Below are 10,931 nucleotides of genomic sequence, written 5' to 3'. Positions count from 1 at the left end.
AACTGCACAAGCAACTGCACAAGCAACTGCACAAGCAACTGCACAAGCAACTGCACAAGCAACTGCAACAAACATGATCCAGGCAATCAACCACCGAGGTACCCAATGAGCAACACCCGCAGACATTTCCTGGGCAGTGCCGCCGGCCTGGCCGCACTGGGCGCAGTCGGCCCGTCCCTGCTGGGTGCCTCGGCACCGGCGCAGGCGGCAATGGGCAAGGGTCCGGACGCGCTCAACGAGCGCACCGATGGCACCTATGACACCTTGGAACTGGCCAAGCCGGCCTGGACCCTGGGCCTGGTGCAGTCACGCGTGCACAGCTTCGATGCGCGCGAATGGAAGTCGGCCACCAAGGCCAACCTGGCACACATGCTGGACCTGATCGACAAGGCGCATTACCACGCCAAGCCCGACCTGCTGCAGTTCCACGAATTCCCGCTGACCGGTTGGCGCAAGTGGACCCGCGAGGAGATCCTCAAATTCGCCATCACCATTCCCGGTGAGGAAACCGAGGCCATCGCTGCCAAGGCGCGCCAATACGGCACCTGGATCGTGTTCGGCGCCTACGCCACCGATCCGGATTGGCCGGGCCACGTGCTGTCGATCACCACGATCATGAACGACAAGGGCGAGATCGTGGACAAGCACTGGAAGGCGCGCAACCTCAAGGGCGCCTTCCCGGATTTCGAGCTGTTCACCACCACCACCTACGACGTGCTCGACCGCTACGTTGAGATGTATGGCCGCGACGCGGTGGTGCCGGTCACCCGCACCCCGCTGGGCAACATCTGCACCAGCTCCACCCAGCGCGAGCCGGAGCTGTTCCGGGCGATGGCGTTCAAGGGCGCCGAGGTCTTCCTGCGCACCGCATCGGGTGGCTTCTCGGACATGGATATCGCTGCCTGCGCCATGTACAACGGCGTCTACTCCTCGATCGTCAACAACTCGATCTCGCCGGACAATGGCCCCTATTTCGATGACCCGGGCTCAGGCGGCACCGCCCTGTACGACCCCAGCGGCAAGGCCATCGCAGAAGCGCAGAGCAAGGAAGAAACCCTGGTGCTGGGCCGCGTGCCGATCGCCGAGCTGCGTGCGCGCAAGCGCCAGCCGGTGGTGCACATGGACCTGTTCCGCGACGTCTACGATACCTACCAGAACGCCTACCCGCCGAACCTGTGGTCGGAATACCTGCCCACCTCGCTGGAGGACGCCGCCCGCTACATCCGCGGCAAGTCACGCTGGAAGTAATGCTTCACCAACAACGGCGCCGAAAGGCGCCGTTTTCATCTGCAACCCCGCATGCACCCGCCCTGCACAGGGCCCTGCGCATACTATCGCCGTGGAAGTCGGCCGCTCGGGCCGGGACTCGCGCTGCCATCGGAGCTGCAATGCTGGGAATGTTCAAGAAGAAACCGGGAATCATCACCGTTACCCTCAACGCGCGCCTGCAGCCCATGCACCGCGCCGATCTGGAAGATGCTTTCATCGAAGCCTGCGATGCACGCCGCATCAATGCAGAAGTGGTGGGCGGCGGCACCTTGCTTGCCAAGAATGGTGAAGTGGCCGCCTGCGACATCGAGGTGCAGATGGGCAACCTGGATGCTGATGCCATTGCCATCACCGGGCGCCTGTTTGAAGCCATGCTCGCACCGAAGGGCTCGTACATGGTTGTCGACGGCAGCAGCGAACGTATCGCCATCGGCCAACACGAAGGTCTGGGCCTGTACCTGAACGGTACCGACCTACCCGATGACGTGTACCAGACCTGCGACTCCAACCATGTGTACGAAGAGTGCGAACGCCGCCTGGAAGGCATCGGCATGGTCAACAGCCATTGGCAGGGGCCGAATGAGACTGCCCTGTACATGTACGGCGACAGCTTCGAGCGCATGCATGCAGCCATCCTGCCGCTGCTGGAGACCTACCCACTGTGCCGGCAGTGCCGGGTCGAACGTATTGCCTGACCCTGTCCGGTTTCCGCAGCGTCCGGCGGGCTGGAAAGATGGCGCCACCACGCGGCCATAGCATCCCCGTTGTTGCCCCAGATATCCGGGAGGGAGCGCACGATGACCACCTTCTTCGCCCTGGCGGTGACCCTGTGCTGGGCCGTAGTGCTGCTCTACTGGGGCCTGACTGCGCTGCAGGCCAAACCCGTCAGCCGTACCGAATCGGCGCACAAGCAGCTGCTGGCCTATTGGCTGCCGCTGCTGATCGCCGTCCTGCTGCTGGGCCCGGGCGAATGGTTCGGGCACAGCTGGTTGCGTGAACGGTTCGTGCCGCATTCACTGCCGGTCCATGGCCTCGGCCTGCTGCTGTGCGTGGCCGGCGCGAGTCTGGCGATCTGGGCACGCTGGCGGCTGGGCCGCAACTGGAGCGGCAATGTACAGATCAAACAGTCGCACGAATTGATCACCAACGGCCCGTATGCCCTGGTGCGCAACCCGATCTACAGCGGCTTCCTGTTGATGTTCAGCGGTACCGCACTGATGGTGGGTGACTGGCGCGGCGTGATCGCGGTGCTGATCGTATTTGTTTCGTTCTGGGTCAAACTCAAGCAGGAAGAACGCTTTCTGTCAGCGCACTTCGGGCAGGCGTATCGGGACTATGCCCAGCACACCAAGCTGCTGATTCCTTGGGTGCTATAGGTCGTCAGCCGCGCTCGGCCTCGTCCTCGCCCGTACGGCCAGCGCCATAGCCCAGCCCGGCGCCCATACCCATGCCGGCGCCCATCCCTCCCATGCCGCCACCACCGCCCTGCTTGCCTGCACCCGCCCGCTCACCGTCCTTGCCCGCCCCTCCCTTGCTGCCACTGCCGCTGGCCGGCCGCGACGGCCCTTGCTGCGGGATGGCAACACTGGCGGGTATCACATCCAGATCCAGCACGCCGCGGATGAAATTGCGCAGCGATACCACCAGCTCGGCGGTCTGGATCGGGCGGCCCTCGACCATCTCGGTGGCCGCGCGCGCCGCCAGCCGCACCTGATCCTCGGTGCCCAGCAGGATCACGTCGGACAACGCCGCCTCCACCGCATCGCGGGTGCGCCGGGCACGGTCACCGGCGTCGCCACCGTCAACCGTGGGCAGCACCACGGCGCCGTCGGCATTGGTGACCGCCTCGCCCTGGGCCAGCTCTGCGGCGCGGCGGCGCAGGTCGCGCAGATGGCTCGGATCCACGCTCAGGTCACCGGTAAAGGAGCCGCCCAGGGTCTTGTAGGCGGCGATCAAGGTCTTCAGCCGCTCATTGATCTGGCGGTTGGCGGCCTCGCGCTTCTGCTGCACCGCCTGCATCACCACCAGGCGTATGCCTACGCCGATCAAGGTGATGATGGCCAGGCCGGCAAGCGTCGACAGCAGGCCCTGCCAGGAGCTGAAATCCAGACCGCGCATGGGGGCATCCGTTGTTGCAGGCGCACATCGACGCCGGGGCCCTCATCGTACCGGTTGGCTCGCAATTGCCACCAATGGGACAGCCACGGCCATGGGCGGACGCGGTATCGTGTCGCCCTCTCTTCACCTTGAATCCTGCCGATGCCCATCCCCTCTTCCGCCCCGGCCACCTCGCCGTCGCAGAAACTGGAACGCGCACTCAAGCCGCGCCAGCTGATCATGATGGGCCTGGGCAGCGCGATCGGCGCCGGCCTGTTCCTCGGCTCGGGCGTGGGCATCCAGGCCGCAGGCCCGGCAGTGCTGATCTCCTACCTCGTCGCCGGCACCCTGGTCATCATCATGATGCACGCGATGGGCGAGATGGCCGCTGCGCGGCCCGCCAGCGGTGCGTTCTCCGTCTATGCCGCCGACGCCCTGGGCGCTACCGCCGGTGCCACGGTGGGCTGGCTGTGGTGGGCGCAGCTGGTGGTGGTGATCGCTGCCGAGTCGGTGGGTGCGGCCGGCCTGCTGGCAACGGTATGGCCACAGCTATCGGTGCCGCTGACCTCGCTGGCGTTCATGGTGGTGTTCACCGTGATCAACCTGATGGGCGTGCGCAACTACGGTGAGTTCGAATTCTGGTTCGCCATCCTCAAGGTCGGCGCCATCATCGCCTTCATCCTGGTGGGCATCGCACTGCTGGCGGGCCTGCTGCCCAACGTGGCCTCGCCCGGCATGTCCAATATCACCGGCCACGGCGGTTTCATGCCCAAGGGCCTGGCCGGCATTGGCGCAGCCTTGCTGGTGGTGATCTTCGCCTTTGGCGGCACCGAAATCGTGGCCGTGGCCGCGGCCGAAACCCAGGACCCGGAGCGCAGCCTGGCCCGGGCCATCCGCACCGTGGCCTGGCGCATCCTGGTGTTCTACATCGGTTCGATCGGCGTGATCATCGCCGTGGTGCCGTGGAACAGCGAAACCCTCAAATCCCCGTTTGCGGCGGTGCTGCAGGTAGCCAACATCCCCGGGGCCGCCACCGCCATCACCCTGATCGCGGTCATCGCCCTGTTGTCGGCACTCAACGCCAACCTCTACGGCGCATCGCGGATGATCTACTCCCTCGCCGAGCGCCATGAGGCGCCGCGTTGGCTGGCCCGCACCAACATCCGCCAGGTGCCGGTGATGGCCGTGCTGGCCAGCGTGCTGTTCGGCTTCGGTGCCACGGTGCTGGAGCTGCTGTACCCCAACAAGGTGCTGCCGGTGCTGCTGAACGTGGTCGGCTCCACCTGCCTGCTGGTCTGGACCATTACCCTGGTATCGCAGCTGATCCTGCGCCGCCGCGCCGAACGCCTGGGTACACCGCTGCCGTTCCGCATGGCCGGTTTTCCCTACCTGACGGTGCTGGCGCTGGCCATCCTCGGGCTGATCTTCGTGCTGCTGCTGAGCACCCCGGAGACCCGCCTGCAGTTCCTGTCGATGGCCGCCTTCACCGCCTTCATCGCGCTGTGCAGCGCCCTGGCACGCAACGCACGCCGGGCCTGACCATGCCGGAACAGGCTGTTTGCGGGCCTACGACCACGCCGGGCTTGTTTTAACGCGAAACTAACGGCAGGCTGCGCCCATCCGAGGCCAGCCATGCCAACTCCAGACCCCCGCGTCGACGCCTACATCGCCAATGCCGCCGCTTTCGCCCAGCCCATCCTGCGCGAAATCCGCCAGCGTGTGCATGCCGGCTGCGCGCAGGCCGAGGAAGCGATCAAATGGGGCATGCCGGCCTTCCTCTACCAAGGCAAGCTGCTGTGCGGCATGGCCGCGTTCAAGGCGCACGCGACGCTGGGCTTCTGGCAACGCGATGGTGCTGCCGGCAACGATGAAGCCATGGGCCAGTACGGCCGCCTGTGCACGCCCAAGGACCTCCCCGGCAAACGCGAGTTCGCCAACCAGCTGCGGCAGTCCATGCAGCGTATCGATAGCGGCGTGAGCGCACCCAAGCGCGCACCACGCGCTGCATTGCTGATGCCACCTGCGTTCGCCCAGGCGCTGCAGGCGGCGCCTGTTGCCAAGGCACACTTCGACGCTTTTGCCCCCGGATACCAACGCGATTACCTGGAGTGGATTGGCGAAGCCAAGCGCGACAGTACCCGTGAAGAACGTATTAAAAAGTCCATTGCGTGGTTGTCTGATGGCAAACACCGCAATTGGAAACATGAGAAGCATTGACGCGGCACGCCGCAAGCTTTTCACTTCCCCCAGAACGCCCCCCACAGCCCTACCGTTACGACATGATCGACCTTGAAGACCTCATCCAGCGCGCCATCGACCCGGCCTCCGTCAAGCTGGAAGGCACGCTGACCAATCCGCCCTCTTTCGGCGTCTACGCCATCGATACCGATGACGGCACCCATTTCCGCTTCGGCAGCCATCCGGTGCGCCTGCACGAACTGGAAGACAAGTTCGGCGGCGCCGAACTTGAGTATCTGTTCCTGTCACGCGAGGACGCTGCCGCGATGACCGCTGCGCTGAACCGTCCCGAGGCGGACTGAACACCCGTTGCTGCAGCGGAGCCCTGCTCCGCTGAGACTTTACGGGTGAAGGCCCTTGCCGGGCATGGCCCGGCACCACCCTGGCGCCCGGTGGGCGCGTCCTGCACCGTTGCCCCGCGCGGTCGCGCCCCGGTGCCTCGGATTTTGGGTTACCTGGCGATGCTGCATGGGTGCGGAAGACCACCCCGACGCGGGAATCGAGCAACTCCTTGACATAAGTCATCGAGAAGCCCGGCACCAAGCGAGGAACATGTGAGGCACCCCCGCAGCAGGAACCTCCCATGCTCAGCTCCACCCAACGTGACCTCATCAAGGCGACCATCCCGCTACTGGAGACCGGCGGCGAAGCGCTGACCAAGCATTTCTACGGGTTGATGTTGACCGAAAGCGACGCAGCGCGTCCGCTGTTCAACCCCGTCCACCAGATCAGCGGCGACCAACCCCGTGCCCTGGCCAATGCCGTGCTGATGTATGCCAAGAACATCGACCGGCTGGAAGCACTGGGCCCTTTGGTCGGCCAGATCGTGGCCAAGCACGTCGCCCTGCAGGTGCTGCCTGAGCACTACCCCATCGTCGGCCATTACCTGCTGCGCGCAATCCGCGAAGTGTTGGGGCCGGAGGTGGCCACCGATGAAATCATCGATGCCTGGGGCACCGCCTACCAGATGCTGGCCGACCTGCTGATCGGCGCCGAGGAGTCGGTCTACGCCGCCAATGAAGGCGCCCCGGGCGGCTGGCGCGGCGCGCGCAGCTTCCGCGTCGCCGACAAGGTCCGCGAAAGCGCGGAGATCACCTCTTTCCACCTGCTGCCGGCCGATGGCGGTGCCGTGGTCGACTTCCTGCCAGGCCAGTACATCGGCCTGAAGTTGCTGCTGGATGGCGAAGAAGTCCGCCGCAACTACTCGTTGTCGCGTGCCGCCGATGGTCGCGGCTACCGCATCAGCGTCAAGCGCGACGGCGTGGGCAAGGTCTCCAACCACCTCCACGACAACGTACAGGTCGGCGACACCTTGCAGCTTTTCGCACCCGCAGGTGATTTCACCCTGGTCGCCAGCGAGCGTCCGGTTGCCCTGATCAGCGGCGGCGTCGGCATCACCCCGACCCTGCCGATGCTGGAACAGGCACTGGCCAGCGGCCGCCAGGTGCACTTCATCCATTGCGCACGCAACGGCGAGGTACACGCCTTCCGCGAGTTCATCGCCGACAAGCAGAAGCAGCACCCGCAGCTGCGCAGCTATACCTGCTACAGCGATGCACTGCCGGGCGACAAGGCCGATGCCGATGGTTTGCTGAGCAACGCGCTGCTGGAGCAGTGGCTGCCGGCCGAGCGTGACGTGGACGCGTACTTCCTGGGGCCGAAGCCGTTCATGGCCCAGGTAAAGAAGCTGCTGCGTGATGTCGGCGTGCCGGAGTCCCAGACCCACTACGAATTCTTCGGGCCCGCCGCGGCACTGGAAGCCTGAGCGGCATCGTCGCAAACGTGTGAGAGGTAGGAGGCCGGCAGGGAAACCCGCCGGTCTTCTTTTTTGGCAGCAGCTACGCAAGCGGCTGCGGCGGCGCTAGGATGCGGCATCGCTCACTGCTCTGGGGAAACGCATGAACGTCTATGCCGTGGTGCTTGCTGCTGTATCCAGTTTTCTGCTGGGCGGGCTGTGGTATTCGCCAGCACTGTTCGGCCGTGCCTGGAACCGGGAGAACGGTGGGGACGTGCCGCAGGGGCACCCGGGCAAGGTATTTGGCGTGGCGTTCGTGTTTTCGCTGGTCGCAGCGTTCGCGTTCGCCTGGTTCCTCGGGCCGGCACCGCAACTGCGCAAGGCGCTGTTATGCGGAGTGGTCGCAGGGTTTGGCATGGTCGCAGCGAGCTTCGGCATCAACTATCAGTTCGCGCAGCGCAGCGGGAAGTTGTGGGCCATTGATGGCGGCTACCACACCGCGCAGTTCGTGCTGTTTGGTTTGATCCTGGGTCTTTGGCACTGAGACAGCTGTCGCTGCAACGCTTTCCGTTCAGTCCTTCGACAAGGGCTTGGCCAAGCGTGCTCCTTGGCCTTCAAGCATGCGTCGCTGCCATAGCGATTCGACACGATTCACGTGCAATCGCTGCCCGACAGAGGCACCACATCTCTTCTGGTCATTATCGTTAATGCATCTCGTTTGAAATACTCGAGACGTACCTCCATGCGCCACTTGGCGGCAGTTTTGGGCTGCACCTGCTGAGGCAACAAAGGAGTGGAAGTCCGATGAAAGGTGTCGCAGTGGCATTGATTGCGGCTGCGTCGCTCGCCGCCTGCACACAACGCGGACAGAATGACGGCGATATCAAGCTACCGCCGGTAGCGGTAGCAATCGCGGACTCCCCGAGCTCAAGCAACACGCTCGCGGCTCAGCCACGCCAGCGCAACAACCGCAATGGCATTGAGACAAGAAACCTGGGCGGGCGCGCCTACACCGTCGTGTCCATGGGCCAGGTGCCGGAGGGAGACGCGCAGAGGGTAGTGCGTGATCTTCGCAAGGCCGCACTCGCAGGCAATGCAAGGGCTTCCTATGGCATCTATCTGAAAGTTCGCGAGTGCGTGGACATGCTGAAACGGTATGAAACCCGCGGCCCGGCATCCATCACATCCTCAACGTATGAGGCTTGCAGGAATCTGGAAGCCGAGAACTACGAAAGCGCTGCAGCCTGGCTTGATCTCGCAGCATCACAAGGTCACCTGGGTGCACAGCTTCTCTACGCGGCAGATCCAGAAGCAACCCTTGGTGGGCCTGCTGAGATGCTCAAGGATCCCTATGCACTAACCCGGTACAAGGAAAAATCCATGCGCTACTTGATGGTTGCTGCAGCAGGCGGAAATGTCGAAGCGCTGCTTGGGCTAGGCAATGCTTACAGGGTCGGCGTTCTAACCGATAGGGATCTGGTCAACAGCTACGCCTACTACCAGGCAGTTGAGAAGATCGATCCGAGATTCATCCCGCAAGCGAGCATGGAGGTGCTTAGAAAAGAGATGACCCAGCAACAAATTGAACTGTCACGCGCCAAAGGAATGGAGATCCATGATGGATGCTGTAGCGAAAAACAAAGATCAGTACAGAGCCCGTAGGCATCGGATCGCGGTGATCGCAGCTGTACTGGCGGTGGGGCTCACGTGCTCATACTTGTACGCCTGGGAGCGGGGGCCGATCTACTGCGACAACGGGTGCTTGGTTCAGGCCCCTGTAATCGATCCACTGACAAGGCAGTTCCTGGAAAACCAACTTGCGCCGATCGACGACTGGGTTCCGCTATGGATGTATGCCACTGGCACCACCTATATGGTCTGCAATGATACGCACTGCGCCACCTACCATCAGACCTTCAGCGGCGAATACATCACGGATGAAAGGGTCCCCATCGACCCAGTCCCCTCGCCAGCTCCGGGCGGCGGCAGCGGGGGTATTGTGTTCCCCGGGGGCGGTGACACTGGCGGTACTGGCACCGTGACAGTCGGCCCCATTTCCTATCCGCCGATTGAAATGGAACCCTGCGCCCTTGGGGGTGCCATCCGGATGGTGCCAAAAGGCGGTTGCGACTTCTAGTAAAGCCCTGAAAACTGCGCACAGCAGCAATGAAGCCACGCTTTTGCGCGCAATCGCCCCGCGAACTAGGCCAGGTTCGCGCGCAGCCAGCGCATCACCGTTTCCACCACGCCCAACTTCTGCGGCACGTCCAGCGCGATCGCGCGTGCGAAGCCATCGGCGGTGCGAATGAATGCCTGCCTGGCAACTCGCTGCGCTTGTTGCACCGTCGACTGCTGCCGACGCAACTGCACGATCTGCACCGACGGACGCCCCGGTGGCGCGAACTTCTGGTAGCGGCGCAACTCATCAGCGACCAAACCAACATCCGTATCCGCCTTGAGCAGATGCTCACCGGCCAGCAACAGCAGCTCCAGTGCCTGCCCTGCAGCTGTCAGCGCATTGTCTTCGGCAGCGAACATGGGCAATGCCGCCAGCATGGCCAGCGCGCTATCGCGCTGCTGCAGGCGCTGCAGCTGTGCTGTCCAGGGGAAGGCGGCGTGGGGAGTGGCCATTGGGGGTCGGGATCCAAGGAAAGGCGGCGAACTTTACGGGTTGGCGGAGGGTTGCGCCAGTTGGGAGATTCCCCCTCTCCCCAACCCCTCTCCCGCGAGGGGAGAGGGGCTTTGACGCCCGGCGAGCGCGAGCACCGTCTGCAATTGCAGTTGTAGCCCCTCTCCCCTTGCGGGAGAGGGGTTGGGGAGAGGGACGGAGGCGCAGCCTCCTGCCTCAGCCAATAACCCGCTTGAACGGCGGCAGCGAATCAATGATGCGCTTGCCATACCGGCGGGTCAGCAAGCGCGAATCCAGAATGATCACCCGCCCGGTATCGGTCGAGGTACGGATCAAGCGCCCGGAAAACTGGGTCAAGGTGCGCAGCGCATGCGGGATCGCGATCAGGTTGAACGAGTTCAAGCCGCGGCTCTCGAACCACTCGCTCAAGGTCGAGGTCTGCGGGTCGGTCGGCACCGCGAACGGCACCTGGGTGATCACCACCGTGGTGCAGGCCTCGCCCGGCAGGTCCAGGCCTTCACCAAACGAGTTCAAACCAAACAACACCGAACCCTCGCCCGCCGACGTGCGCTTGATGTGCTCGTCGATCATCTTCTGCTTGGCGCCATCGCCCTGCACCAGCACCTTCTTGCGCAGTGTTGCCGGCATCAGCTCGGCCACCTTTTCCATCTTCCAGCGCGAGGTGAACAACACCATGCTGCCCTTGTCCCAATCCAGCTCGGCGGCCAGATACTTGGCCACTTCCTTGGGATGACGCTCGCGGTCATCCGGCGTCACCGGGAACTGCGGCACGATCAACTCGGCCTGGTTGGGCAAGTCGAACGGCGAGGCCAGCGACACCATCTCGGCTTCTTCCGGAATGCCATTGTCGATCGCCAGCGACTGGAAATCGCCGCCGCCGGTAAGCGTGGCCGAGGTCATCACCACCGAGTCCACCTCGTCCCACAGCAGCTTGCGCAGCAC

The 10,931-nt window shown here is 63.9% G+C and carries 12 protein-coding genes; 9 read left to right on the top strand and 3 right to left on the bottom strand.

The annotated features are described in order from the left end of the window. The first annotated feature begins 105 nt into the window (after positions 1-105). The 3 genes from RT460_RS13260 (at position 106) to RT460_RS13250 (ending at position 2,645) form a co-directional block, all read left to right on the top strand. Complete coding sequence (locus tag RT460_RS13260; protein ID WP_313319436.1) at positions 106-1,248, top strand: nitrilase-related carbon-nitrogen hydrolase; 1,143 nt, start codon at positions 106-108, stop codon at positions 1,246-1,248. A 149-nt stretch (positions 1,249-1,397) separates the two neighbouring features. Further along, the gene (locus RT460_RS13255; protein ID WP_313319435.1) at positions 1,398-1,964 is read left to right on the top strand and encodes a hypothetical protein; all 567 of its coding nucleotides are present in this window, start codon (positions 1,398-1,400) and stop codon (positions 1,962-1,964) included. 102 nt (positions 1,965-2,066) lie between these two features. Then, positions 2,067-2,645, top strand: coding sequence for an isoprenylcysteine carboxylmethyltransferase family protein (locus RT460_RS13250; protein ID WP_313319434.1), 579 nt, complete (start codon positions 2,067-2,069; stop codon positions 2,643-2,645). A 4-nt stretch (positions 2,646-2,649) separates the two neighbouring features. On the opposite strand, the gene RT460_RS13245 is transcribed toward RT460_RS13250, so the two are convergent. Next, a complete protein-coding gene (locus RT460_RS13245) occupies positions 2,650-3,387 on the bottom strand; it encodes a hypothetical protein (RefSeq protein WP_313319433.1) in 738 nt (245 codons plus the stop codon). 141 nt (positions 3,388-3,528) lie between these two features. Here RT460_RS13245 and RT460_RS13240 point away from each other — a divergent pair, with 141 nt between their 5' ends. The 6 genes from RT460_RS13240 to RT460_RS13215 all read left to right on the top strand — a co-directional run bounded on the left by RT460_RS13240 (position 3,529) and on the right by RT460_RS13215 (position 9,001). Next, on the top strand, positions 3,529-4,905 hold the full coding sequence (locus RT460_RS13240) for an amino acid permease (RefSeq protein ID WP_313319432.1): 1,377 nt from the start codon (positions 3,529-3,531) through the stop codon (positions 4,903-4,905). Positions 4,906-4,998: 93 nt separating this feature from the next. Continuing rightward, positions 4,999-5,583 (top strand): YdeI/OmpD-associated family protein, encoded by a 585-nt coding sequence (locus RT460_RS13235; protein ID WP_313319431.1) that lies wholly within the window; start codon positions 4,999-5,001, stop codon positions 5,581-5,583. Positions 5,584-5,645: 62 nt separating this feature from the next. Then, positions 5,646-5,906, top strand: a complete 261-nt coding sequence (locus tag RT460_RS13230; protein WP_313319430.1) for a hypothetical protein — start codon at positions 5,646-5,648, stop codon at positions 5,904-5,906. A 281-nt stretch (positions 5,907-6,187) separates the two neighbouring features. Further along, positions 6,188-7,369 carry an NO-inducible flavohemoprotein gene (hmpA, locus tag RT460_RS13225; protein WP_313319429.1) on the top strand — a complete coding sequence of 394 codons (1,182 nt, stop codon included), beginning with the start codon at positions 6,188-6,190 and terminating at the stop codon, positions 7,367-7,369. Between the two features lie 133 nt (positions 7,370-7,502). After that, positions 7,503-7,883, top strand: coding sequence for a DUF1761 domain-containing protein (locus RT460_RS13220; protein WP_313319428.1), 381 nt, complete (start codon positions 7,503-7,505; stop codon positions 7,881-7,883). 260 nt (positions 7,884-8,143) lie between these two features. Further along, entirely contained in the window at positions 8,144-9,001 is an 858-nt protein-coding gene (locus RT460_RS13215) for a hypothetical protein (protein ID WP_313319427.1), read from the top strand. Positions 9,002-9,541: 540 nt separating this feature from the next. Here RT460_RS13215 and RT460_RS13210 read toward each other — a convergent pair. Together RT460_RS13210 and RT460_RS13205 are read right to left on the bottom strand one after the other, a co-directional pair. Continuing rightward, positions 9,542-9,970, bottom strand: coding sequence for a hypothetical protein (locus tag RT460_RS13210; protein WP_313319426.1), 429 nt, complete (start codon positions 9,968-9,970; stop codon positions 9,542-9,544). Positions 9,971-10,184: 214 nt separating this feature from the next. Further along, the coding region (locus RT460_RS13205; RefSeq protein WP_313319425.1) for a helicase C-terminal domain-containing protein at positions 10,185-10,931 on the bottom strand (747 nt) is incomplete at its 5' end.

Source organism: Stenotrophomonas sp. (assembly GCF_032061965.1).
Taxonomy (GTDB): domain Bacteria; phylum Pseudomonadota; class Gammaproteobacteria; order Xanthomonadales; family Xanthomonadaceae; genus Stenotrophomonas.
The sequence above is the reverse complement of the archived record's forward strand: the minus strand, read 5'-3'. Positions and strand labels throughout refer to the sequence as shown.

Excerpts from the sequence above, each read along its gene's own strand:
- RT460_RS13255 (WP_313319435.1), top strand. The coding sequence starts at position 1,398 with ATGTTCAAGAAGAAACCGGGAATCATCACCGTTACCCTCAACGCGCGC.
- RT460_RS13240 (WP_313319432.1), top strand. The coding sequence starts at position 3,529 with ATGCCCATCCCCTCTTCCGCCCCGGCCACCTCGCCGTCGCAGAAACTG.
- RT460_RS13215 (WP_313319427.1), top strand. The coding sequence starts at position 8,144 with ATGAAAGGTGTCGCAGTGGCATTGATTGCGGCTGCGTCGCTCGCCGCC.
- RT460_RS13250 (WP_313319434.1), top strand. The coding sequence starts at position 2,067 with ATGACCACCTTCTTCGCCCTGGCGGTGACCCTGTGCTGGGCCGTAGTG.
- RT460_RS13210 (WP_313319426.1), bottom strand. The coding sequence starts at position 9,970 with ATGGCCACTCCCCACGCCGCCTTCCCCTGGACAGCACAGCTGCAGCGC.
- hmpA (WP_313319429.1), top strand. The coding sequence starts at position 6,188 with ATGCTCAGCTCCACCCAACGTGACCTCATCAAGGCGACCATCCCGCTA.
- RT460_RS13245 (WP_313319433.1), bottom strand. The coding sequence starts at position 3,387 with ATGCGCGGTCTGGATTTCAGCTCCTGGCAGGGCCTGCTGTCGACGCTT.
- RT460_RS13235 (WP_313319431.1), top strand. The coding sequence starts at position 4,999 with ATGCCAACTCCAGACCCCCGCGTCGACGCCTACATCGCCAATGCCGCC.
- RT460_RS13230 (WP_313319430.1), top strand. The coding sequence starts at position 5,646 with ATGATCGACCTTGAAGACCTCATCCAGCGCGCCATCGACCCGGCCTCC.
- RT460_RS13260 (WP_313319436.1), top strand. The coding sequence starts at position 106 with ATGAGCAACACCCGCAGACATTTCCTGGGCAGTGCCGCCGGCCTGGCC.
- RT460_RS13220 (WP_313319428.1), top strand. The coding sequence starts at position 7,503 with ATGAACGTCTATGCCGTGGTGCTTGCTGCTGTATCCAGTTTTCTGCTG.